The organism is Bartonella sp. W8122, from assembly GCF_016102485.1.
In the GTDB taxonomy this organism is placed as follows: domain Bacteria; phylum Pseudomonadota; class Alphaproteobacteria; order Rhizobiales; family Rhizobiaceae; genus Bartonella; species Bartonella apihabitans.
The window spans coordinates 82,644-108,557 of sequence record NZ_JACFOO010000002.1 but is presented as its reverse complement, the minus strand read 5'-3'; the positions used below and the strand labels follow the sequence as shown (position 1 = coordinate 108,557).

The following is a 25,914-nucleotide window of genomic DNA, read 5'->3' as shown; positions in this document are numbered from 1 at the left end:
TCCGAAGCAACTTAGAAAACAACTTGCCTACTGGTTGTTAAGGATGTGAGAAAGCAAAAGCCGATGGCGAATTTCGCAGGTTTGTTAAAAAAAACAATTGATGCTCAGGAAAATCCGACACCGGATTTGCGGGCGCGGGTTTATGCCCGTGCTCGTGAAACTGTTGTGCGGAAACTTGCCGAAACCGGTGTTTCTCCAACTGTAGCCGAAGCTCAGCTTCAGGCACTTGATGACGCTATCAAAAGTGTTGAAGCCGATTATGTCGCTGTCGAACAGGAACTTCTTTCAAATATTCTGGTCAAAAAGCCGGAAGCGCAATCTTCACTTGAGCTTAATCCGGTTTCATCATCGGACAAACTTTCAAGACATGAGCCGGAGCCGAAAATAGAGGAATCCGGAACGGAAAAATCGGAATTCGGGGAATCCGGTTTAAACGCTTCTGAAAAGGTTGCCCCATCAACCGCGCCAATATTTCCTGCCGGAAACACGGCTGATAATCCTGACAGGCTTGATGGTGAAGCTTCGAATAAGACTGCCGAACAAACTGCTTTAAAACCGGAGACGGGTTCATCTGCCGCCGTTGAAATCGGACGGACACAGAATTTTGAAAAGAATAATCATCAAACTTCCGTTCATCCGGTCGGAAACGAAGATAAAAATGGTGATCTCCGTGAAGGAGCACCTGCTTTTTCTCGCCAGTCGGTTTTTGATCACGACAAGACACCGCCTTCAACGATTGATGAAGGGGAACAAAAGTTAGAAAAAGGGGACGAAGAGGCGGCTCATTCCAGTCTCCATCAACAAGTACCGGATGCCGAGCCGGTCAATATGGAAGATATTATAGCTGCCGAAAAAGAGGCTGAAAAAGAAAAGGCCGAGCAAGAACTCCAGTCAGCAAAGGCCTTGGGCAATAAACAGCAAAACGGTGATTATGATATTGTTTCCGATATATTTGTACAAGCCGCGCGCCGCACAGAAAGGCGTGCAGCACGAAAGAAGGCAATTGTCATCGGCTTATCAAGTGCTGTGGTGATTATTGTTGTTGTTGGCGTTCTTTTGACAGCCTGGTCATTCCTTTCAGGCCGGAACAAGTCGCATGATGCGGAACAACATATAGCCGGAAATACGGGCACAAGCGAGCAGCCGAAAGAAAAATTCACCCAGCGGTTGCTGGCTGACGGTAGCGAGGTTGACGAAGGGCCGGCGCAAAGCCCGATGAAGCCCGGCGAGGGAACGTCAACATCGGCCGGAACAATAGACGTAACAACGCCGCAGGAACAACCCGGCGAAGCGACCTTTTATCAAGCCCGTACCGATCAACAGGATGAAAAAGTAGAGACCGGTACCGTTCAATGGTCGATTGTCAAAGACAAAGCCAATTCGCAAGGTCGGGAAGAAATTGCAGTGCGCGGCAATGTGACAATTCCCGACGAGAAGCTTTCTTTGAGGTTGACACTTAGGCGCAACACCGATCCATCTTTACCTGCCGCCTATCTCATCGAGGCGATATTTATCGTTCCGGATGATTTTGAAGGCAAGGCCATTGATAATGTGCACGAACTAACATTCAAGGACAGTGAACAGGCACCCGGTCAACAGCTAACAGGTACTGTCGAAGCAAAAATCGATGATGATTTCTTCCTCTTTGCATTAAGTGGAGCAAATCCGTTCCGTGATCGCAATTTACAACTTATGAAACAATTGGGATGGATCCGGCTTGTCATTACCGATAAAAACAAACGGGTTTCGGAACTGACTTTTTCAAAAGGGCCAAATGGAGAAGCTGTTTTCAATCAGGTTATTGATAGCTGGCTGAACCAGAACAATAAACCCACTCTTTATGACCAGAAGCAGACTTCAGACAAAGAAAATGCATCTGTTCCTTCTGGTGATAATGTGGAAAATGATAATGCCTTGCCGCAAGATAATCCGGAAAACGGCGGACAAAGTGGCGATAATGCGGAGGTCAATTCTGCGGGCCCTTCAGATGCACCGGAAGCACCGGATAGTGGCGGACAAAACTCTACCAATGGCGATCAATCCGGCGATGCCGGTGAAGAAGACACCGAATAGCCGTTTGATCACTTGAAAACGGCTTGTCGAATGCGAACTAACGCAGTTGGATTTGTTTGCATTGGTTACTAATGCTTCGGGAAAAGAGCGGGGTTGTGAAGTGCTGTATCTGGCAAGAATTACCGAAGGTCATTGGCGATTGCCTTTTCCATACTCTTTGCGGGGTGTAGAGGTGGGGTGTAGGTGCAGGAAAAACGGTAGCAGTTAAAAAGCTGCCTGACCAAAATTTTTGCTCGCAGTCTAACAAAAAATAACCGAATGCCGGAATGGGCGTCGATCAAGCTCCTGATACCTCATTAAAAAGAAGGTCGGCAGAAAAGCCTCGTCAATGTGCGGGAGATCAAAATATCGCCGAGCCAAAAGCGTTGAATAGATACCGGTATTTTTAGAGCTGCGGAAATTTCATAAAAGAAACGAGCATTCCTATCAAGCTAACCGCTTTCACGAAATTTTTAGAAGCCAAAAACCAAATATGAAAAACAGAAAAAGGCTCTTTCGAGCCTTTTGATTTTATTTTTTGTGGGGGGCGCAAGAATTGATTTTGTTTCGTCGGAAATTTTTACTGCTTAACCAACAAAATTTCGCGTTTTCCAATCAACTGTCGACAATAACCGGAATGCTTTCCGGTTATGTTTATTTGTTTGCCGCAGGTGCGAGTTTTTTTGGTGTGGTTGGCAGCAGCGCATGTTTCTGCGCAATAGCTTCAGCTCTCACGGCATTCTGCACTTTTTCAAAAGCGCGTACTTCAATTTGACGAACGCGTTCACGGCTAATGCCAAATTCTGTCGAAAGTTCTTCAAGCGTGACCGGATCGTCCGACAAACGACGGGCTTTAAAAATCCGTTTCTCGCGATCATTGAGACCTTCCATTGCTTTTTCGAGCATGGCACGGCGGTTTTCGAGTTCGTCTTCTTCAATCAGCAATTGTTCCTGACTGCTTGAATCATCGACGAGCCAATCCTGCCATTCTCCACTTTCACCTTCACTCGCACGGATTGGCGCATTGAGTGATGTGTCGCCTGACAAGCGCCGGTTCATCGAAATGACATCATCTTCGCTGACATTAAGACGGGTCGCAATTTCCTTGACCTGTTCGGGGTTAAGGTCGCCGTCATCCAAAGCTTGAATCTTGCTTTTGACTTTTCTCAAATTGAAAAACAGGCGCTTCTGATTGGCCGTGGTGCCCATTTTTACAAGGCTCCACGAACGCAAAACATATTCCTGAATAGAGGCTTTAATCCACCACATGGCATAAGTTGCAAGCCTGAAGCCGCGTTCCGGTTCAAACCGTTTGACAGCCTGCATCAGGCCGACATTGCCCTCGGAGATAACTTCGCCGATTGGCAGACCATAGCCACGATAGCCCATTGCAATTTTTGCAACGAGTCTTAAATGACTGGTAACGAGTTTATGAGCTGCCTTCGGGTCGTCATGCTCGCGATAACGTTTCGCAAGCATATATTCTTCCTGTGGCTCCAGCATAGGAAACCGGCGTATCTCTTCCAGATAGCGGGTAAGTCCCCCATCACCGTTAGCAACTGATGGTAAATTTGTCTGGGCCATAAAGCACCCTCCTTTAGCGCGTTCTCCCATTATAGGCGAAAACGAAAAATATCCTTTTTTCGACTAGGATGTAACAAGCACATTACACCGTCTATATGGCCTTTTTAAGAAATATGCGGATGTCCGGTTGACGTTCAATCAAACAAACCCGCCAAAGCCAGAATAGTTTCACCTAAATTTCCGAAATGCCCCGATAAGTTCGAGCATATCAGTTGGCAGGCTGCTCGTAAAGCTCATGATTTTTCCGGTAGATGGATGTTTGAAGACAAGTGTCGCAGCATGGAGCGCTTGACGCGGGAAAAGAGCGACGGTTGTTTTCAAGTCATCCGGCAACATATTGGCTTTTGTCTTGAAAGCACTGCCATAAACCTGATCGCCGACAAGCGGGTGGCCGATGTGAGCCATATGCACACGGATCTGGTGTGTACGTCCTGTTTCCAATCGGCATTCAATCAGACTTGCAATCGCTTCCTTTTCATTTGTTTTCCCGAAAGACTCCAATAATTGATAATGTGTTATCGCGTGGCGGGCATCCATCTGGGTGGGCGAAACAACGGCTCTTTTTATACGATCCCGTGAGGAACGTCCGAGATAAGTGTCAACCACGCCGGTCTTTTGCGCCAAAGTGCCCCACACAACAGCCTGATAGCTGCGTTCGAGAGGGCCTTGCCGGCCATGATCAGCAAATTGTCGGCTTAAAACATTATGGGCATGGTCATTTTTGGCAACAACCATAACACCGCTTGTATCCTTGTCGAGGCGGTGCACGATTCCTGGACGTTTGACGCCCCCGATGCCCGAAAGCGATGAACCGCAGTGGTAGATCAGGGCGTTTACCAGTGTTCCTGTCTCGTTGCCATTGCCGGGATGGACAACAAGGCCTGCCGGTTTGTTGATAACTATAAGATCATCATCTTCATAGAGAATTTCAAGGTCTATTGCTTCCCCTTCAGGTTGTGCAGCAACGGGTTCCGGCAAAGAAACTTCAATTGAATCGCCGGTTTTTAACCGCGTTTTCGGTTCGCGTATAACAAGTTGATTTATTTTCAACTGTCCTTCACGAATGAGAGCTTGAAGACGCGAACGCGACATTTCCGGACAATTCTTTGCCAGCCATTGATCGACGCGTTGACCTTCGGCCGTGTCATCACTTACCAGTCTGATCAAATGAAGCCCTATCGACGTTTAAAGTTTACGAAATTGAGCCGCTCCGGCAAGAGGGAATGTTCCCTCCGCCCGAGACGGATAATCATTATATTACCACTCGGAAATGGCTTTGGTGTCAAGAAATTCCTTGATTCCCCAGATGCCACCTTCACGGGCATGGCCGGAATATTTGACGCCGCCGAAATAGCTTCCCTTCGGCAAGCTCAAACCGTTGACTTCAACCATGCCGGACCGCAATGCCGTTGCAATACGGTGGCATTTTTCTCTGTCTTCGGATTGGACATAGTTCGTTAAGCCATAATCGGTATCACTCGCCATAGCCAAGGCTTCTTCTTCTGTATCGAAAGGTATCATTGACAAAACCGGCCCGAAAATTTCTTCACGGAAAATTCTCATATTCGGTTTGACATCGGCAAAAACAGTCGGGCGGACAAAATAGCCATGATTGATACCTTCGGGCAAGCCCGTTCCACCGGCAATAAGCGTTGCACCTTCGTCGATACCTGATTGGATAAGGCCTTCAATCTTGTCAAACTGGGCTTTGGATACGACAGGTCCGAGATGGTTGCCGTGTTGGCTCGCAACAGCAAGTTTGACATTATTCGCTACTTCTTTTGCTGTGGCTTTGGCTTTTTCATAAATGGAACGCTCGACAAACATACGTGTCGGTGCATTACAGCTCTGGCCGCTATTATTGAAACACCTTAAAACGCTCCATTTGACAGCATCTTCACGGGCATCGGCAAAAACCAGATTGGCTCCCTTGCCACCAAGCTCAAGCCCCACACGTTTCAGCGTGTCGGCTGCATTTTTGGAAATTGCCTTACCTGCACGAGTGGAACCGGTAAAGCTTATCATGGCAATATCCCGATGGCCGGAAAGACATGTTCCAACACCAGCACCATCACCATTGACAAGATTGAACACACCCTTCGGAACTCCGGCCTGATCGATAATATCGGCAAATAATAAAGCGGAAAGCGGTGCAATTTCCGATGGCTTCAAAACCATGGTACAACCGGCAAGCATTGCCGGAATAACCTTCAAGGTAATCTGGTTCATTGGCCAGTTCCATGGTGTAATAAGACCGACGACCCCGACCGGTTCATATTGTAGCGCACTATCCTTATGACCTTTGACAAGATCGGTCTGGAAAGAAAAATGCAAAAAACTGTCAATAAATGTTTCGATATGGCGGGCACCGGCTCCGACTTGTTGTTCAATAGCCATATCAATAGGCGCACCCATTTCGGTTGAAATGGCTTTCGCCATTTCGCCTTGGCGCTGGTTATAGATAGCCAATATTTTTTCAACAAAGGTTAAACGCTTTTGCGGGTCGGTGTGCTTCCATCCGTCAAAGGCTGCTTTTGCGGCTGCAACTGCACGATCAACATCTTTTGACGTGCCATTGCTGATGACACCACAAACTCCTTCAGTTGAAGGATCAATCACCTCAAGGTCGTGCGCTTCGGCAGGCTCGACCCAGGCGCCATTTATATAAAATTTGCGTTTTTCTAACATAGTTTATCCCTTTAAGTCTTCGTTTTATGATTTTATACCTCTTTTCATTCTATCCAAAGCAATAAGACGTAGAGATTGCCAAAACTTTTTGTCATTGGAAAATGATGGGGAAAATTCACGGGGAAAACTGATTGGGAAAAACGATAAGGAAAATAGACGGGTGCGAATAGACGAGGGACAATGACCAAGGAAAAAGTGAATGCACCAGGTTTTTAAAAACACAATTGCACTGATTATTTAAAATGCGATCACTCTTGTTAAAACCATTATTGTTCGGTTTCCTGTAACTGGCCGAAGACAAGACCAGTAAAAGCAATGTTGCCGCAATAAAAATCCGATAAGCTTTAAACAGCCTTACCCGAACAGTTTTATAAGCCAAACGGTCTCATAAAGAGACGCGTTTAAAGAGGCGCATTTTTTAAACCCCGTTTTTCGAGCTTTTTCGGCTATCGGTTTCCAAAAACTCTTTATTTATCGGGTTCGGGATTATCAGCTTTATTCGTTTCAGAATTTTCGGATTTATCCGGTTTTGAGCTCGTAGCCGCTTTATCCGTGCAGCTTGATACCGGAATTTCCATCTTGGCGCTTTTATCCCCATCAATAAATTTGACGTAATAGGATTTGATCGTCAAATCAAAATATCGCTGGTTGGTCTTACGATAGGGTAGCGCTTGTTCGGCGTTGAGTATTTCACAATAATCGACGAGCTTTTTATTCAGATAAGAATTGGCATAGGCCTCGAGGTCGTCTTTCGTGGATCCTTCGGGCAACGGGTTATTGTTTTTTAAAGTGAGTGTAAGCGAATGGGCGCGCACTTTGACATCGGTGAATGTCACATTTTCGAATTTCAATGGTTTGTTTTCGAATTGTTGATCGAGCTGCTTTTGCCTTTGGGCGAGGTTTATCAGAGGTTGTATAGGCCCCGGACCGTCAGTCTGGAAAGCCATATAGATACTCATTGCAAGAGCACCGGTCGCGATTACCATAAGTTTCTGGGGAACTTTCAAAATCCGCATGACAATAGAGAACAAGACCAGTGCCACTATAAGAATTGTAACAACAATTTCGACACCGTGCAGATCAAATGGTAATATGTAGATCAGTTCTTCCATGGCTCAATCAGTGTAACAGTCAATCGGACTAAATTATAAAACATATGTGTTAATCAAAAGATGACGCTTAAAACGGCATCCACTTTCATCTGTTGAACTCAAAAGTTATATCCACATTAAAAGTTCCACACCGCAATTCGGGTTGTTATTTTTTATTTTTCTCACTATACTGTACCTCTCATATGTGATTTTGGTTGACGGTTATTGATCTGGCCCTAATTTCAAAATGGTCGTTATTCGTTGTTGTGGGCAAATGTTCAACCGTCTTTAGCCCTTTATCAGTTTCCCGTTTATTTTTAACGGCAGAACTGATGGAAGCAAGTCGTTAATTGACTTTTTTTAAACGGGGGGAAGGGCAAACCGCGACATCGTGAGATTTTGTAATGAAACAGTCTTCATTTGCGTAGTATTTTGCGCTTATCGAAGAGATATGTCTTTTGTCTAAAAGAGGCGGAGGCTTTTGGCAAAGACGTATCAGGAATAAGGAAGAACATATGTCAGAAACGACACCGCAACCACTTACTGTCAAAGATATTCCAATTGTCGGAAATAAAGAGCTGCGAAAAGTTATCTGCGCTGCCGGTCTTGGAAATGCCATCGAGTGGTTCGATTTCAGTGTCTACGGTTTTCTGGCAGTCATTATCGGACACACGTTTTTTGCTTCCGCTCCCCAATCGGTGCAGTTGATCGCTTCTCTTGCCACTTTTTCCATTCCGTTTCTGTTCAGGCCGATGGGCGGCGCCATTTTCGGTTATCTGGGCGACAAATATGGTCGTAAAAACATTCTATCCTTTACGATTATTTTGATGTCGGCAAGCACATTTGCCATCGGCCTCATCCCCTCTTACGCGACAATCGGGGTATTTGCGCCGCTTTTGCTGCTCCTTGCTAAAATCATACAGGGGCTTTCCGTTGGTGGCGAATATGCCGGTGCGGTGGTTTTCGTGAGTGAATATTCACCGGACAGAAAACGCGGCTTTATGGCAAGTTGGCTCGATTTCGGTTCCATTGCCGGTTTTCTTGTCGGTGCCTTGGTGGTGTCGACAATTTCTCTTGCGATCGGGCAGGATGCAATGGGCGATTGGGGCTGGCGTATTCCATTCTTTATTTCATTGCCACTGGGATTGATCGGCCTTTATTTAAGAAAATCGCTGGATGAATCGCCCACTTACGAAGCCCAAAACAACAATTCGGCCGAGGCTGAGGAACAAGAAAAGGTCGAGACGACATCTGTCGGTACCGTCATCAAGGAAAACCTCAACGGCATTGTAATCAGTTGTCTGCTGGTGGTTGCGGTGAATTCGACCTATTATATGTTGCTCACCTATATGCCGAACTTTTTATCCGTCAATCTCGGCTACAGCTATGACCATGGCGTTCTCATTATCATTGTTGTCATGGCTTTTATGCTTCTGGTGCAACCGCTTGTCGGTTTTTTAAGCGATAAAATTGGTCGCAAACCGTTTTTGTTCATCGGTTCTGTCGGACAGTTATTTCTGGCTATTCCCGCTTTTTATATGATCATGCATCACAATGTGTTTATGATTGCGGGGGGAATTGCCATTCTTGCGATTCTTCTTTGCTGTTTCATCGGCGTTATGGCTTCTATCCTTCCGGCACTTTTCCCGACCGATGTACGCTTCAGAACGCTTGCGATCTGTTTTAATATTGCGGTGCTGATTGCAGGTCTTACGCCACCTATCGCAGCCTGGCTTGTTGAAACTTTACAATCGCTTTATATGCCGGCTTATTATCTTATGGCGGTTGCTATTTTCGGATTTATTGCAGCCGTCAAAATGCCCGAAACGGCCAATCGCCCGTTAAAAGACGCAACGCCGGTTGCTTCATCCAGAACCGAAGCAAAAGAAGTTTTGCAGGAACATTTCGATTATATCGAAGATCAGGTCAACGAGATTGAAAACAAAATCTCCGACCTTGAGGAACAGAGACAAAATCTCGTCGACCAGCATCCAAAACTCAATTGATTGAAAAATATGTCTGTTGCATTTTGTTGACGACCGACCGGCTTTTTGCCTTTAAAGCCTATGCACGGGCCCGACAAATACAGGGTATTTGCCGGAGGTTTCCCGCTCCGGCATATCGGTTAGCGTCTGAAACCGGAATCGACAACATTTTGCATAACCACAAAGGTCGATGTACTTTCAACATAGGGCAAGGCTGAAATTTTTTCGCCAAGAACAATGCGGTAGCGCTTGATGTCGCTGGTTCGCACTTTCAAGAGATAATCGAAAGAGCTTGCAATCATGTGACATTCTTCCACTTCCCGTATTTTTTTAACGGCAGCATTGAAAGCCCGCAAAGCTTCTTCTCTTGTGTCGGAAAGTTTCACTTCTGCAAAAGCGATGTGTTCAAGTCCCATTTTTGCAGGATTGAGCACCGCGCGAAAGCCGGTAATATAGCCGTCATTCATGAGCCTTTTCAAACGCAATTGGCATGGCGTTTTGGAAAGGCCGACTTTCTCGGAAAGTTCGGTAATAGAAATACGGCCATTTTCAACAAGCGCATCAATAATACGATTATCAATGCGGTCAATTTCACTATTTTTTTCTTCCATTAATGTAAAAAGACCTAATTTTAAGGTATAAAACAAGAAAAATCGCTAAAAAATACCGTTTTTTTTGCGAGAAGTAAACTATAGCCGGTGATATTATCACCCGATAATAAGCTATAGACGCATCTTTTCCAATTTTTATCGAATTCAAGAATTTTTATCCAGAGTGGAATGAAATCATGACCAGAACACAAAAGCCTTTTGCCGAATTTGCACCTCCGATTTCCAAGCAGAGCGAACTCCGCAAAAAAATAACCGCAGCCTATCGTCGTGCGGAAACCGAATGTCTGAAACCGCTTCTCGATGCAGCAACAATTGACGAGAAAACCAAAAAAGACATTGCTGCCACAGCCCGTCATCTTATCGAAACGATGCGGGCAAAATATAAGGGCAATGGTGTTGAAGGTCTGGTTCACGAATATTCCTTGTCGTCGCAGGAAGGTGTGGCGCTCATGTGTTTGGCAGAAGCACTGTTGCGCATTCCCGACAAAGCAACCCGTGATGCCCTCATTCGCGACAAGGTAGCAGGCGGTGACTGGAAAGCGCATTTGGGTGGCGGAAAATCACTTTTTGTCAATGCTGCAACCTGGGGACTTGTGGTTACCGGCAAACTATCGTCGAGTGTCAGGGAAGGGGAACTGTCTTCCTCTTTGACAGGTCTTATCGCACGCTGTGGTGAACCGGTTATCCGCAAAGGAATGGATATGGCCATGCGCATGATGGGCGAGCAATTTGTGCGCGGCCAAACCATTGAAGAAGCGCTCGAGCGCTCGAAACCACTGGAGGCACGCGGGTTTCGTTATTCGTATGACATGTTGGGGGAGGCCGCTACAACGGCTGACGATGCCGATCGCTATTATCGCGATTACGAGATGGCAATCCACGCTATCGGCAAAGCCTCGAACGGGCGCGGCGTCTATGAGGGACCAGGTATTTCCATTAAACTGTCGGCACTTCATCCCCGTTATTTCCGCTCGCAAGCCGACCGTGTTATGGGCGAACTCATGCCACGCGTCAAACAATTGGCTTTGCTTTGTAAAAATTACAATATCGGCCTTAATATAGATGCCGAGGAAGCCGACCGGCTCGAACTATCACTTGATATTATGGATAGTCTTTGTTTTGACCCTGATCTTGACGGCTGGAACGGTATCGGCTTTGTTGTGCAAGCTTACGGTCGTCGCTGCCCCTTTGTGCTTGATTATCTCATTGATCTTGCCCGCCGCAGTCACCATCGTTTGATGGTGCGCCTTGTTAAAGGTGCCTATTGGGATGCTGAAATCAAACGCGCACAGGTCGACGGACTTCAAAGTTTTCCCGTCTATACGCGCAAAGTTTATACAGATGTTTCCTATGTTGCCAATGCCCGAAAACTTCTTTCGGCTCCCGATGCCGTTTTCCCGCAATTTGCAACGCATAATGCGCAAACCATGGCAACGATTTATCATCTGGCGGGGCCTGATAAATATACTGTCGAACAATTCGAGTTCCAGTGCCTCCACGGCATGGGGGAACCGCTTTATGACGAGGTCGTAGGCAAAGATAAAATGCAGCGTCCGGCGCGCCTTTATGCACCGGTTGGTACACATGAAACCTTGCTTGCTTATCTGGTGCGGCGGTTGTTGGAAAATGGTGCCAATTCTTCTTTCGTCAATCGCATTACCGACAAGTCTATCTCGGTTGATGAACTTGTTGTTGATCCGGTTGATGTGGTGCGTAATATGCCCGTTCCCGGTGCCCAGCATGACAAGATTGCTTCGCCTGACGATCTTTTTGGGAAAGACCGTCGCAATTCCGATGGTTATGATTTATCGAACGAAACAGTGCTTGCAGAACTCTCGAAAGAATTTGAGAAAAGTTCTGCATTAAGCTGGAAAGCAGCACCGGCGAATGTAGAAAAGGGCGCAAAATCACGTCAAATTTTAAATCCCGGAGACCATCGCGACAAAGTGGGCGAGGTTATCGAGATTGATGAAAGTGAAGCCAGAAAGATGGTCTCTCATGCTGAAAAAGCGTTTTCATCATGGGCAAAGACTTCCCATCAATCGCGTGCGGAGATTCTTGAAAAAGCGGCTGATCTTATGCAGGCGCGTATGCCTTCACTTCTAGCACTTGCGGCAAGAGAAGCGGGAAAATCTATTCCGAACTCTATTGCCGAAGTGAGAGAAGCAATCGATTTCTTGCGCTTTTATGCCGGACAATTGCGCACGACTTTTAAAGGCAATGAAGAACCTTTGGGGCCGATTGTTTGTATCAGCCCGTGGAATTTCCCGTTGTCGATTTTTATCGGTCAAATATCGGCTGCATTGGCGGCGGGCAATACCGTTTTGGCAAAGCCTGCCGAAGAAACACCGCTTATTGCTGCTGAAGGCGTGCGCATATTGCATGAAGCGGGAATCCCGAAGGATGTCTTACAATTCTGTCCGGGAGACGGAAAAATCGGTGCGGCACTCATTGGCGAGAAAGCAACTTCAGGTGTTATGTTTACCGGTTCGACAGAAGTTGCGCGTCTCATCCAGAAAGAGCTTTCAACTCGCCTCAACAAGAATAAGAAACCCATTCCACTCATTGCCGAAACCGGCGGGCAGAATGCCATGATTGTCGATTCGTCAGCACTTGCCGAACAGGTTGTGGGAGATGTTATTGCCTCGGCTTTTGATAGTGCAGGCCAGCGTTGTTCGGCTTTGCGGGTTTTGTGTTTACAGGAAGAAGTGGCTGACCGCATTCTGGACATGCTTAAAGGCGCAATGCAGGAATTGCGTATCGGACGCACCGATTTTATCGGTACCGATATTGGCGCGGTTATTACCGAAGAAGCCAAGGATAATATCGAAACGCATATCGAAACAATGCGCGCTATGGGCCATAAAGTGACCCAAGTTCCCCTTCCCGATATTGCAAAAGAGGGAACATATGTAAGTCCCACTCTTATCGAGATCGATTCGATTGGCGAATTGAAGCGTGAAGTCTTCGGGCCGGTCTTGCATGTTGTGCGTTATAAACGCAAAGATATTAAAAAGCTTATCAACGAAATCAATTCAACAGGATATGGTCTGACATTCGGGCTTCATACAAGACTGGATGATTTTGTCGATTATGTTTCAAGCCATATTCGGGTTGGCAATATTTATATCAACCGCAATATTATTGGCGCGGTTGTCGGCTCGCAACCATTTGGCGGAAGGGGATTGTCCGGAACCGGCCCGAAAGCCGGTGGGCCCTTATATATCGGCCGTCTCGTCAAACAGGCTCCCGACCTGCAATTTTCTGTCGGGGCAAGACAAAATGAACTTATCGACAGTTTTGTCGATTGGCTTCAACAACATGGAGACTCAGCCGATGCAGCCTTTGCAAAATCGTTAAACGGCAAGTCACCGCTTGGCGTCTCGGTCAATTTGCCGGGGCCGGTTGGGGAAAGCAATGTCTATTCCCTTCACAGCCGCGGAAAAATTCTGCTATTTTCCCAAACAAAAAGCGGGCTTTACCGGCAGCTTGCTACGACATTTGCAACCGGCAATATTGCCGTGATTGACGCGGCTTGCAAATTGCAGAATTCGCTTTCGGATTTGCCAAAACAACTTTTACCGAATGTCGAATGGTCAGAAAATTTGAATGCCGATGGTCCTTATGCGGGTGCGCTCATAGAAGGCGATGAAAACAGCATTATCGAGAAACAGAAAATTATAGCAGCCCTTTCAGGCCCTATAATTCTCACACAAGCAGCAACAAGTGAGGAGCTTGCGTCAGGTGAACTTCCCTATAATCTCGGTTATCTTAGCGAAGAAGTCTCGACTTCGGTGAACACGGCCGCAGCCGGAGGCAATGCTAGCCTGATGACAATCGGCTGAAGACCGGCAATTATTGCCACTTGTTGTAGATTTATTCATGACCACCGGAATTTCTTTTCCGGTGGTTTTTTTGTTGATAAAGCGACTTTGGCAAAAGGTTATTAACTTTCCCACTTTAACGTTGAAAAAATGAGTTTTGTTAAGAGGCAATCTTTAAAAATTGCCGCAATCTAGTTTGAGTGCCATGCGTAATCTGAAAACAAATCCGGTCTCTTTAAATCCTGATGCCAAGCCCGTTTCTGGTGCAACTGCAAAGCCCGACGAAGCGGTTTCTGGCGCATCATCACAAACGCAATATCCGACCATATGGAAGAAAGCCTTCGCTCTCGGACAGAATGTACGTTTCACACGTACACCGGAAGTCGAAATCGTCCGCAAACGGGTTGAAAGTGATCCGGATTTTGCCGAAAAGCTGAAAGCCTTCGAAGAGGAGCAAAGGCAAAAGCGTGAAAACGTGGCCTTGAAAGAGGATCTTTCAGAAAATAAAGAATCGGTGACACTTGCCGGAACCATGCCCTTGGAGCAGGGAAAGACACAAGTTCGCTCCTTGCAAGACGAAGTGATTGCTTCTGTCCAACGCAAAAATATCGAACAGAATTATAGTGTCAAATCTGTTTATATGCGTCCTCAAAACAATAGTGCCGCTCAAATCCGGAACGAAACTTCTATGGAGGAAGCGGTGGTCGAGGCCGAAAAACCGGTAGCCGAAATTAATAAGCCTGCCGAAATCAAGCCATTTTATCTTTCCGATTCGGCATTTTTTGAATGCGGGCCGGATATTCTGGAAAATCTGGCAAAACTTGCGCCGCAAAATGAAAGCGAGCCGCAGCCGTTTGAAAAGCCGCTTAAAAGTGAAAACACTATCGCTCCGGAAACAAGCGCGAACATGACTGCGCCCGAAACAGATGCAAACGCTGTTGCCGTTGAAAAGAAGCCCGTTGTAACTGTACAAAAAATGTCACTTGATGGCGCGCCAATGTCGGGTGCGTCGCAATTGCCGCCTGTGGCTTCGAGTTTGATGGCGGATAATGCAAGCGAAGAAAAAAGCACTGCTAAAGTCGAGGAAAAATCCATTGCCGACCTTTATCGGGTGCTGGAATGCCGTTTCCCGAAAAAAGCTACAAATGTTTCTGAAAAACCGACAGAAAAAGCGGAAGATAAAATAGAACAACAGGCGGTAACGCCCGTTGTCACTCAGCCGACAAGTACTGAACCGGCGGCTGCGACTCCGGTTGCGCGTGACGCGGCAGTTGAAGAACCTGAAATAGCGGATACTGATCGTGCCAACACAGTTATCTTTGACACGGCACCGCAATCAATCGTCAGCCAGACAGCAGTAACGGAAAGTGTATCCTTATCAAGTGTCAGTCCTGCAATCACTCCCCGACTGACTGAAACGCCTGTTCTGCAAGTCGTAACACCATTGCCTGACAATTCTGTTGTCACCAGTTTCAATAATCAGGGGCAGGTGGTTATCGAAAATGCGGGTGTCGAGAAGAATCCGCAGAATACGGCCGGTGAAGCACAAACGGGTAAACCTGTTAGCGTCACTCTATCCCAAACAGCACCGCAAAATCCGGTTTCTATTTCCCCGTCGGGGCAGCAAAAGACGGTTAATGCATCTGCCGGAATTATCGAGGATATCGAACCGGTAAAAACCGCCAATCTCGCCTCCGGTCAATCGCTGTCACAGGCTGTAACGCCTCGACAGGGCGGAGAAGAAAAGGCTTCCGAACAAAAGGAAAAACCGCAAGCTGTTGCGCAAAATGCGATAACTACGAAAAATGCAACAACTGCGCCAATGGCAACAAATGCGCCAATCGCAACAACTGCGCCAACCGCGACTAGAGCGACAATTTCTGCACCATTTCGCACGCTCAATCCGGCTTTTATTCCGAGCCCGAAATCGCAAAGCGATGATTCTTATATTTTCCCTTCAATCGACCTTTTACAGGAGCCGGAACATAAAGATGGTGCGGTGATTTCTCAGGAAACACTCGAACGCAGCGCCGGACTTCTTGAAAGTGTGCTGGAAGATTTCGGTATAAAAGGCGAAATCATCCATGTCCGTCCGGGGCCGGTTGTCACCATGTATGAATTCGAGCCGGCAGCCGGTGTCAAATCATCGCGCGTTATCAGTCTTTCTGATGATATTGCCCGTTCGATGTCAGCCATTTCCGCACGTGTTGCGGTTATTCCGGGGCGCAATGTTATCGGCATAGAATTGCCGAATAAAGTACGCGAGACCGTTTATTTACGCGAGATTATCCAGTCCAAGACATTTCAGGATAGCAATTACAAGCTTCCGCTTGCTCTGGGTAAAAATATCGGTGGTGAACCGGTCATTGCAGAACTTGCAAAAATGCCGCATCTGCTTGTTGCCGGTACCACGGGTTCAGGGAAATCGGTGGCAATCAACGCCATGATTTTGTCTCTGCTTTATCGTTTGAAACCGGAGCAATGCCGCCTCATCATGGTTGATCCGAAAATGCTTGAACTGTCGATCTATGACGGCATACCGCATCTTCTCACTCCGGTTGTTACTGACCCTAAAAAGGCGGTCACGGCGTTGAAATGGGCGGTGCGCGAAATGGAAGACCGCTATCGCAAAATGGCAAAACTCGGCGTGCGCAATATTGACGGCTTCAACCAGCGTGTCAGTGCGGCAGCCGAAAAGGGCGAAACCATTACCTGCCGTGTCCAGTCGGGTTTTGACAAGGAAACCGGCGAAATGCTTTATCACGAAGAGGCAATGGATCTTACGCGTCTTCCTTATATCGTCATTATTGTTGATGAAATGGCCGATCTGATGATGGTTGCGGGTAAAGAAATCGAAGGTGCAATCCAGCGTTTGGCACAAATGGCGCGTGCTGCGGGAATTCACCTTATCATGGCAACACAACGCCCCTCCGTTGATGTTATTACCGGCACGATCAAGGCGAATTTTCCAACCCGCATTTCATTTCAGGTTACCTCCAAGATTGATAGCCGTACGATCCTTGGCGAACAAGGTGCCGAGACATTGCTGGGGCAGGGTGATATGCTCCACATGGTGGGCGGTGGCCGGATTGTTCGTGTTCACGGCCCCTTTGTTTCGGATGAAGAAGTCGAACATGTTGTTGCACATTTAAAGACTCAAGGCACACCCGATTATCTTGCAACGGTGACGGATGGCGAAGACGAAGAAGAAACCATCGAGGATGCCGATTCGATTGCCGATATTGTGGCTGCCGGCAGCGCCGGAGAAAATATGGAAGAACTTTACTTGCAAGCGGTCAAAGTGGTCATGCGCGACAAGAAATGTTCAACATCCTATATCCAGCGCCGTTTGAGTATCGGTTATAACAAGGCCGCGACACTGGTTGAACGCATGGAAGCCGAAGGTATTGTCGGTCCGGCCAACCATGTGGGAAAACGTGAAATTCTTTTAAATCATGGTCATGAATTTTGATAACCGGTTGAACCAACCAATTCGCGAGAAGGTGTAGACAGTAATGTCTGCACCTTTTTGCTTTTTAGAGATCAAATCCCGTCATTTTTAAAAAATGGACAGCACCGTTTCAGATGGTAGAATTGATTGATAAGCTTTAGAAAGAAGAGGCGGAATTCGGCGCATATTGGAACGATAGCCTGAGTGAGAGGCAAAAAAACTATAAATGCTGATAACGATATTTCCCGATTCCTTTTGAAACTTTTTGCTCTATCCTGTAAAAGATCGAATTAACATTTCTTTAACCGGTGGAGCAATCCTTGGCATTTCTGGATTTTCTATCTGAAAGTACAATCAGAAACGCTTTTTTGAGCGGCAAGTGTTCTTTCGTGCTTGACCGCAACGCATCGGTTTTATTGTGGCTTGATGGTGCTGCTCTGTCGTTCTTCGGTTTTTCATCACTGACCGATGCACTTGATCGGGAAGAGATTTTCGATGGTGCAGTCAAACGCCAGATCGAAAATGGCATTAAAAGCGGTCGTCCGGTTCATTTGCGCGGAAAAAGCGGGGCACGCTCTTTCAGCCTGTCACTCATATCCGGCGGGGCTCATGCATTAAATAAAACGCATGGGGAAAATGCGCCGGACAAACAGAAACAGTTTATCTTTGCCTCGGAGGTCAATTCGACTGGAAAAACAAACAGGTCGGGCAAAGCAGCAAATGATATAAATCGAAATCTTTTGGTCACTCATCCGGAAGCACTTCTTGAAGGACTGGAAGACCATAATATTTCGGCTGCTATTTTTGGTGACAAGAACAAAATTCTTGCACAGACCGGAAATTTTCAGCCACTTGGCGATGCACTGCAAATTTTTCTTTCTTCCATTGACGGTTTTTCACCCGTTAAAACCTTGATGAAAAATGGCGGGGAACAAGTGCAGGTCAATGCTATTCGCTTAAGTGAAATGCCGCAAAGCTTTCTCGTTCTTTGCTTCAATATCGCGACTATAGATGAAAATACGGCCGGTCAAAACAATCAGAAGACAAATGAAAAGCCGACCCGTTTTACATGGCAGATGGACAAAAACGGTGCGTTCAGCAATTTTTCCGGAGCGTTTTATGATTGTGGTCGCGATGCCGAAAAATTGCTTGGTAGGCCGCTCGCCGATCTTGCTAATGAATATGAGAATGCCGGTTTTTTAAAACTTGAAGAAAAAATTTCGCAATGCACCGCCTTTCAAGACGTGGTTGTTCTTTTTCCAACTAAAAGGGAATACGTGAATTTGGAAGTCTCTTTGTCGGGTCTTCCCGTTTTGTCGCTTGATGGAAAACTTGACGGGTTTCGCGGCTTTGGCATGGTGAAGGATCGAGTCGACAGGCAGCCAAATCCGGAGAGTGGAAATCGGGATGTTGCTCCTTTTACAACTGTCGAAAAGAAGTTAGCTCCACTACCGGAAAAGCCGGTCGAAAACGAAATAGTTCAATCTCAATCGCAAGGATTGCCTGATCATATTGCGCCGGATAAGGCAGACAAAACGGCTCTTGGGAGCCTAGAAAAACAAGCTGATCAAACATTGCAAGAGCAAGATACCGGTTCGGCTTTGAATAGTTCGGAACGCTCGGCTTTTCGTGAAATTGCCGAACGTTTGCGGAGCGAATTACAATTGCCGGCCGTGGCGCGGCCGCTTTCAAAAGCTACAAAAACCGATAAAACAGCTCATGATGAACAGTTATCCGGAGAAAACAGGTTTACGCCTGAACGGTCTTCCCTTCTCAATTTGCTGGATACAGCAACAGACGGCTTTGTTTTTCTTAATAATGAGGGCTCAATAGAAGGTTTTAGTGCAGCCGCGTCGGCACTTACCGGCTATGATGAAGAGGATGTGGCCGGTCGACCGTTTAAAAGCTTGTTCCGGACGACTTCCGAAGAAGCAATCAGCGACTATCTTGCTGCACTCAAAAGCGGTGGCGCAAAACGATTGTTCAATCGTGGTCAATCGGCTGATATTCAAACAAAGTCTGGTGATGACATTCGGGTTTTTGTCACGCTGGTACCGCTTTCCAATCAAAAAGGATATGCGGGGCTTTTACGTGATATGACGAATGTGTCGGCGCAAAGCCAGCCAATTTATGATAACGAGGTTTTTGCACAAACCATCCACGAGATCAGAACACCGCTTAATGCCATGATCGGTTTTGCCGATATTATGCAGGAAGAACGGTTCGGCCGTATCGAAAACGAACGTTATCGTGGCTATTTGCGCGATATTGTTTCTTCCGGAAAACATATATTGACCCTTGTAAACTCCTTTCTTGAAAAGGCAAAATCGCGTTACGAAGAAAAAACACGCTCTGGAGAAACAAATAGCGAAAAGGCAATAGACAACCGTCAATCTTCAGTGCCAAGTTTTGACGTTATCCAGCAATTGAGGAAATCGGTTGCATTGTTTGAAAATCAGGCCAACGAAAACGGCATTATCATTCGTATTACCATGCCGCCAAAAATACCGGCAATCGGAATTGATGCGCAGGAATTCAGACAAATTATTTTCAATCTTCTGTCAAATGCTATCCGTTTCACCCAAAGTGGTGGGCAAATTGTGGTTCATCTTTCAACCACAGACAAGAATTATGTAAAATTATCGGTGAGCGATAATGGTATCGGTATGAACGAGGAAGAAATGGCGCGCGCCCTTCAGCCTTATGGACAGGTTGCAAGAAAAGACGGACGTATGGGCGATGCAGTCTTTACCGGTACCGGTCTTGGCCTGCCGACGACAAAAGGGCTTGCCGAAAAAATTGGCGGAAGACTTATCCTGCTATCAAAACCGGGGCAGGGAACAACAGTAGAAGTGTTTTTTCCCGTTCGCCGTTCGTGAAATAAAGCGGGAATTTTAAGTGTTTTCAAGCGGGCTGGCGCACTCCGGTTTCTCGAATGGCCAGCGCTTTATGTAATTTTTCAAAGCAATTCCAATGCCTGAATGATCGCACTTATGAGCTTTCAAATTTTATTGTAAAGCACGCTTTATCAAAATGCGCATTTACAAATATTATTTTTTGGCAGCCAGCAGATCGCGTATTTCGGTCAGCAATACCTCGTCACGGGGAACCGGCTTTGGTGCAGGGGCTTGCTGCTCTTTACGGTGCATTGCATTGATTGCTTTAACGACAATGAACAGCACCCAAGCAATAATAAGAAAATTGATGAGCAAGGTAATGAAATGGCCATAGGCAATTGTTGCTCCCGCTTCGCGCGCGGCTGCAAGAGTTGTCTGTTTTTGACCGGCAAGCTGGATGAACATGTTGGAAAAGTCTATGCCACCTGTGATAAGCCCGATAACCGGCATCAGCAGATCGTTGACAATAGAATTGACAAGGCCGCCAAAGGCACCGCCGATAATAACACCGATGGCCAGATCAATCATATTGCCCTTTAGTGCAAATTCCCGAAATTCTTTGAGCATTAGCCTTTTCCTCGCCTGTTCATGATCGTTTTCAATTCTCACAATAATCAATGCAGATTATGCTACGATCCTAAAATATGGCACAATAACGGGAAGAAAAGACTTTTATTATCATTTCCTGCAAGAAGCTAAAAAACATCGCGCAGAATTTTCAGGAATTAAAGTTTATCGGCACCTTTGTCGGGCGAGGTCTGGTTATCTTTAAAGTCGTTTTTAAACTTGTCGAAGAAATATTTCATTGTGTCATAGGCCTGATCCATATCCTGTTTGCTCGGCAGGCCCGTTGTGGCTTTATTTTGTTGAAGCTCGGCTATTTTATCTTTCAACGTTTTGATTTCCTGTTCGTAACGCGCGCGTTCGTCACCGGAAATAGCGCAGGTTATTTTCCCGTCCTTATCAAGACATTTGTCGATACTGCCGGTATCGGTATCAAGACGCAAATAACCGTCATCGACTTTTTGAAATTCAAAACGATGATCGGATGCAGAACCGATTGTCGTCAAACCGATAGTACAGCAGGATGCGAGAACAAGTGTTTTAAGAAAAGTCGACATTTTTATTCCTTGGTTGAAACTCTCCTATTCATTATATAGGGATGAATGAAAATATTTCCCATTCAATGGATTCCGATTTCCAGCGAAATAGCATATTGGCTCGAAAGTTATGGCCTTGATTTATAAGATTGTGTCGAAAGACGAATGGAAAAAAGCCGAAGATTCAGGTGTTTTTTCAGGTGCTGCGGTTGATATTGCCGACGGTTTTATCCATTTTTCAACCGCTGAGCAGGTGACAGAAACAGCAAACAAACATTTTAAAGGCCAAACCGGTCTCTTGCTTGTAGCCGTTGATGAAGATGAGCTTGATGAAGAGGCACTGCGTTATGAAGTGTCTCGCGGAGGGGCGTTTTTCCCTCATCTTTATGGTGACTTATCGCTTGAAGCTGTTGTCGGTGTCAGCCCTTTCGAAGCTGACGAAAACGGCCTGTTCGAGTTCAGCGAGGTATTGCCATGAACTTTTATCGTTCTCTGTTACGCCCGTTGATTTTCTGCCTTTCCCCCGAAAAAGCCCACAAGCTTTCCATCCTTGCATTGAAAGCAGGTTTCGGTTCGGGGCCGGCAATCCATGACCAACCTTTGGGTGTGAATGTTGCGGGGCTTGAATTTCCGAATTTTTTGGGTTTGGCTGCCGGTTTTGATAAAAATGCCGAAGTTCCCGATCAAATATTGCGCTTGGGCTTCGGTTTTAGCGAAGTTGGTACGATCACGCCGCGCCCGCAGGCCGGTAACCCTCAACCCCGTCTCTTTCGTCTTCGTGAAGACGAGGCTGTCATCAATCGCATGGGGTTTAACAATGAGGGGCATGAAGCTGCTCATAAACGGCTCGCCAAGCGTAAAAAGCAGGGTATTGTCGGGGTCAATATTGGTGCGAACAAAGATTCGGACGATCGTATTCTCGACTATTCGCGCGGCATTCATTGTTTTTATGATGTTGCAAGCTTTTTCACCATCAATATTTCATCACCGAACACACCGGGTTTACGGAATTTGCAAGCCCGTGACAGTTTGAAGGAGTTGCTGTTGTCGGTGAGCGGGGCGAGAGAGGAAGAAAAACAAAAGACAGGTGTTCATGTTCCGGTCTTTTTAAAAATAGCACCTGATTTGACCGAAGAAGGGCTTGATGATGTTGCCGCCGAGCTTCTCGCCTCGGATGTGGACGGGCTTATTGTTTCCAATACGACACTTTCCAGAACAGGTCTTGAAAATAAAAGCTTCAGCAGCGAATCGGGCGGGCTTTCCGGCAAGCCGTTATTTGAACGCTCGACGATTATTCTTGCGAAAATGCGCAAGAGATTGCAGCAACAAAAACCGATCATCGGGGTTGGCGGTGTTTATGATGCGAAAACAGCGCTCGAAAAAATAAAAGCCGGTGCCGATCTTGTCGAACTTTATAGTGCGATGGTTTACGAGGGTGCGGGGCTTGCCAGATACATTCTGAAAAATGTGCTCGAAACCATGAAAAATGATGGTGCGAAAAAGATAGGGGAATATCGCGACCTGTCTTTGGATGAATGGGCAAACCGCAAAATCCCTGATTAGGGGCACACCAAGCGGTTCCCCAAAAGTGTGAAACGGTTTTGGGATAAGAACCGCGTTTATTAAAAACTTGGTTCCCCAAAAGTGTGAAACGGTTTTGGGATAAGAACCGCGTTTACTAAAGACTTGGTTCCCCAAAAGTGTCCAAGCAGTGCCTGAAAAGTGCGAAGCGGTTTTCGGGAAGTGCACTGCGACAAGTAAAAAGTACGGTTTTGGGATAAACCCAAGCTTATTAAAAACTAGGTTCCCCAAAAGTGTCCAAGCAGTGCCTGAAAAGTGCGAAGCGGTTTTCGGGAAGTGCACTGCGACAAGGAAAAAGTACGGTTTTGGGATAAACCCAAGTTTATTAAAAACTTGGTTCCCCGAAAGTACCCGAGCAGTGCCTGAAAAGTGTGAAACGGTTTTCAGGAAGTGCACTGCGACAAGGAAAAAGTACGGTTTTCGGATAAACCCAAGTTTACTAAAAACTTGGTTCCCCGAAAGTGTCCAAGCAGTGCCTGAAAAGTGCGAAGCGGTTTTCGGGAAGTGCACTGCGACAAGGAAAGAGTACGGTTTTGGGATAAACCCAGTTTACTAAAAACTTGGTTCCCCGAAAGTGTCCAAGCAGTTCCTGGAAAGTGCGGAGCGGTTTTTATAGAAAGCACCGCAATAATGGGAAAATCCGGTTTTGAAAAACTGTTGATTGTGCTTTTTTTTAGTCAGGTAAGGAGCGGCATTTTTGGGCGTGTTTTATCCCGCATTGATTGCCAATTTAATAAGTGCCATTATGCGGGCGGAATAAAAGTTTCAGTGATTTTGCAGTCCGCCGAAGACAAAAATCCAATGAAAATACCAATAAATAGAGTTTAAATGCGCTAAGGCACTTGCAAAATTGTTCGATCTTCCGTATGTCACCCGTCAGAATGTTTCATTCTGGCGATGCGGTTGTAGCTCAGTTGGTTAGAGCGCTGGTTTGTGGCACCAGAGGTCGTAGGTTCAACTCCCACCAACCGTACCATTTTTCCTGAGCTTTTCGGTTATTTTAAAAAAAGAGTGCACTTTTGCGTAAGCGCTTTCATCTACGTAAAAGCAGAAGAGAGATGAACGGCTTAGCACGGTTTAAAAAAATTCGAATAGAGCCGCGCTGACAGCTTAAAAAAGAGCCTGAAGAACCATGTTCAGACAATGGAACGTCTTCGAACTTCCAGTGATTTTTGTTGAAAACCTGACTCTTGCATAATTTGCGCTATGCACTGATGATTTTTATGTCTGACGGGTTTTCATTCAGTAACCGGCGAGCCAAAGGCAAGATCGGATAATGGCTTGAAATAACATTTTGCAGCCAAATTGTTAAAACCCGTCCAATTTGCAAATCGGAATATCGGCTAAAGGTTGATGTAATAAAAGCTTTGCAAGGTCTTTGTTCCATGAGGTAATATGAGCTCGTAGGGCCAAGGCTTAAGACGGGCAGGGGGAAAATAAGAAAATCAAGATCAGCTTGGGGCAAGACGGGACGAATAGATTATATCCGGTTTTGATAAATTGATAATCTGACGGGAGCGATAAACGTCCGGTTGACAAAAGACGGTGGGCGTTAGAATTTTTGAAACTGGATAGCCGATATCTATAGACCATAGAAATTTCAATTTGGTGTTTTATGACCTTAAAAAAAACAAAAAAGACAAAAGATAAGAGCACAAAGCTGCAACACGCTTATCTCAAGAATATTTATGGCGTTAAAAATTGGCACGAAGCCTCGGAGTGGCTTGCTTTTCGCGGTATTGAAGACATTGAATGTATTACCCCCGATCAGGCCGGTGTTGCTCGCGGCAAAATGATGCCGTCGAGCAAATTTACGTCCGATACGTCGCTTGCTCTGCCTTCGGCTGTGTTTATGGCAACGATTTCCGGCGATTATCCCGAAGATGGCAACGGTTTCCATTATCCGGCCGATGATGGTGATTTGCGATTGGAACCCGATCTTGCAACTTTAAGTGTTGTCCCGTGGGAAGATGATCCGACCGCACAAGTTATTTGCGATATTGTTTACCAGAGCGGTAAACGGGTTGAATTCACGCCGCGCAATGTTTTGCGCAATGTTGTGGAAGAATACACAAAATTGGGTTTGAAACCGGTGGTGGCACCGGAAATAGAGTTTTATCTTGTCCAGAAAAATCCTGACCCTGATTATCCTTTGACACCTCCTGTTGGCCGCTCCGGTCGCGCGATCGGTGGCGGGCAGGGCTATTCCATTGCCGGTGTTAACGAATTCGACGAACTGATCGACGATATGTACCATTTTTCCGAGGCGCAAGGTCTGGAAATCGACACATTGATTCACGAAGAAGGGGCAGGCCAACTCGAAATCAATTTGCGTCACGGTGACCCGATCGAACTTGCCGATCAGGTTTTTCTATTCAAACGCACCATACGTGAAGCGGCATTCAAGCATGATATGTATGCAACCTTTATGGCAAAACCCATAGAGGGCCAGCCCGGTTCGGCCATGCATATCCATCAATCTATTGTCGACGTGAAGACCGGCAACAATATTTTTACCCGTTCCGACGGGAGTGAAAGCGAAGCCTTCCGGTATTTTCTGGGTGGCTTACAGATGCATATGGCAAGTGCAATGGTGATGCTTGCGCCATATGTCAATTCCTATCGCCGGTTGGTGCCGGATCTTTCGGCACCGGTCAACCTCCATTGGGGTTATGACAACCGGACCACGGCCTTTCGTGTTCCCCGTTCGGCACCTCAAGCGCGACGTGTTGAAAATCGCCTTCCATCATCCGATGCCAATCCCTATCTTGCACTTGCAGCATCACTCGCCTGCGGTCTTATCGGCCTTGTCGACAAACTCAAGCCTGACGAACCATCGTCAAAGACTGTTAATGCCGATCATGTAGATTTGCCCCGTGGTCTTGTCGAGGCGGTGGCATTGTTTGACGAGAATAAACGGTTACGTTCGGTGCTGGGGGACACATTCGTTAACACTTATGCCGCTATAAAACGGCAAGAATTCGAAACGTTTATGGAAGTTATCAGTCCTTGGGAGCGGGAATATTTGCTGCTCAATGTGTAGGATATCA

The 25,914-nt window shown here is 46.3% G+C and carries 16 protein-coding genes and 1 tRNA gene; 10 read left to right on the top strand and 7 right to left on the bottom strand.

What is annotated here, in order from left to right; genetic code table 11:
• Window positions 1-63 precede the first annotated feature (63 nt).
• Window positions 64-2,073 (top strand): hypothetical protein, encoded by a 2,010-nt coding sequence (locus H3S83_RS10625; RefSeq protein WP_198239769.1) that lies wholly within the window; start codon window positions 64-66, stop codon window positions 2,071-2,073.
• Window positions 2,074-2,706: 633 nt separating this feature from the next.
• Here H3S83_RS10625 and rpoH read toward each other — a convergent pair.
• From rpoH to H3S83_RS10605, 4 genes are all read right to left on the bottom strand, one after another.
• On the bottom strand, window positions 2,707-3,636 hold the full coding sequence (rpoH, locus tag H3S83_RS10620; protein ID WP_198225851.1) for an RNA polymerase sigma factor RpoH: 930 nt from the start codon (window positions 3,634-3,636) through the stop codon (window positions 2,707-2,709).
• A 168-nt stretch (window positions 3,637-3,804) separates the two neighbouring features.
• Window positions 3,805-4,803, bottom strand: coding sequence for an RluA family pseudouridine synthase (locus H3S83_RS10615; RefSeq protein WP_198239768.1), 999 nt, complete (start codon window positions 4,801-4,803; stop codon window positions 3,805-3,807).
• A gap of 90 nt (window positions 4,804-4,893) precedes the next feature.
• Complete coding sequence (locus H3S83_RS10610; protein WP_198239767.1) at window positions 4,894-6,324, bottom strand: aldehyde dehydrogenase family protein; 1,431 nt, start codon at window positions 6,322-6,324, stop codon at window positions 4,894-4,896.
• A 467-nt stretch (window positions 6,325-6,791) separates the two neighbouring features.
• Window positions 6,792-7,436, bottom strand: a complete 645-nt coding sequence (locus H3S83_RS10605; protein WP_198239766.1) for a hypothetical protein — start codon at window positions 7,434-7,436, stop codon at window positions 6,792-6,794.
• 494 nt (window positions 7,437-7,930) lie between these two features.
• Here H3S83_RS10605 and proP point away from each other — a divergent pair, with 494 nt between their 5' ends.
• A complete protein-coding gene (gene proP / locus H3S83_RS10600; protein WP_198239765.1) occupies window positions 7,931-9,421 on the top strand; it encodes a glycine betaine/L-proline transporter ProP in 1,491 nt (496 codons plus the stop codon).
• Window positions 9,422-9,540: 119 nt separating this feature from the next.
• On the opposite strand, the gene H3S83_RS10595 is transcribed toward proP, so the two are convergent.
• Entirely contained in the window at window positions 9,541-10,011 is a 471-nt protein-coding gene (locus H3S83_RS10595; RefSeq protein ID WP_198233182.1) for an Lrp/AsnC family transcriptional regulator, read from the bottom strand.
• Window positions 10,012-10,187: 176 nt separating this feature from the next.
• On the opposite strand from H3S83_RS10595, the gene putA reads away from it, so the two are divergent.
• From putA to H3S83_RS10580, 3 genes are all read left to right on the top strand, one after another.
• Entirely contained in the window at window positions 10,188-13,856 is a 3,669-nt protein-coding gene (putA, locus tag H3S83_RS10590; RefSeq protein ID WP_198239764.1) for a trifunctional transcriptional regulator/proline dehydrogenase/L-glutamate gamma-semialdehyde dehydrogenase, read from the top strand.
• 160 nt (window positions 13,857-14,016) lie between these two features.
• Complete coding sequence (locus H3S83_RS11520; protein ID WP_246741798.1) at window positions 14,017-17,307, top strand: DNA translocase FtsK; 3,291 nt, start codon at window positions 14,017-14,019, stop codon at window positions 17,305-17,307.
• Between the two features lie 299 nt (window positions 17,308-17,606).
• On the top strand, window positions 17,607-20,165 hold the full coding sequence (locus H3S83_RS10580) for a PAS domain-containing sensor histidine kinase (RefSeq protein ID WP_198239763.1): 2,559 nt from the start codon (window positions 17,607-17,609) through the stop codon (window positions 20,163-20,165).
• Between the two features lie 171 nt (window positions 20,166-20,336).
• Here H3S83_RS10580 and mscL read toward each other — a convergent pair whose 3' ends face one another.
• Both mscL and H3S83_RS10570 read right to left on the bottom strand, forming a co-directional pair.
• Window positions 20,337-20,750 (bottom strand): large conductance mechanosensitive channel protein MscL, encoded by a 414-nt coding sequence (gene mscL / locus H3S83_RS10575; protein WP_077972829.1) that lies wholly within the window; start codon window positions 20,748-20,750, stop codon window positions 20,337-20,339.
• A gap of 158 nt (window positions 20,751-20,908) precedes the next feature.
• Entirely contained in the window at window positions 20,909-21,304 is a 396-nt protein-coding gene (locus tag H3S83_RS10570; RefSeq protein WP_077972827.1) for a hypothetical protein, read from the bottom strand.
• Window positions 21,305-21,413: 109 nt separating this feature from the next.
• Here H3S83_RS10570 and H3S83_RS10565 point away from each other — a divergent pair, with 109 nt between their 5' ends.
• The 5 genes from H3S83_RS10565 to H3S83_RS10545 all read left to right on the top strand — a co-directional run bounded on the left by H3S83_RS10565 (window position 21,414) and on the right by H3S83_RS10545 (window position 25,907).
• Window positions 21,414-21,761 carry a DUF952 domain-containing protein gene (locus tag H3S83_RS10565; RefSeq protein WP_077972825.1) on the top strand — a complete coding sequence of 116 codons (348 nt, stop codon included), beginning with the start codon at window positions 21,414-21,416 and terminating at the stop codon, window positions 21,759-21,761.
• Window positions 21,758-22,846 carry a quinone-dependent dihydroorotate dehydrogenase gene (locus H3S83_RS10560; protein WP_198239762.1) on the top strand — a complete coding sequence of 363 codons (1,089 nt, stop codon included), beginning with the start codon at window positions 21,758-21,760 and terminating at the stop codon, window positions 22,844-22,846. The genes H3S83_RS10565 and H3S83_RS10560 overlap by 4 nt, the downstream gene beginning before the upstream one ends.
• A gap of 522 nt (window positions 22,847-23,368) precedes the next feature.
• Entirely contained in the window at window positions 23,369-23,692 is a 324-nt protein-coding gene (locus tag H3S83_RS10555; protein ID WP_198239761.1) for a hypothetical protein, read from the top strand.
• 71 nt (window positions 23,693-23,763) lie between these two features.
• Window positions 23,764-23,840: transfer RNA gene (locus H3S83_RS10550), tRNA-His, on the top strand.
• A gap of 639 nt (window positions 23,841-24,479) precedes the next feature.
• Entirely contained in the window at window positions 24,480-25,907 is a 1,428-nt protein-coding gene (locus H3S83_RS10545; protein ID WP_198239760.1) for a glutamine synthetase family protein, read from the top strand.
• Window positions 25,908-25,914: the final 7 nt, after the last annotated feature.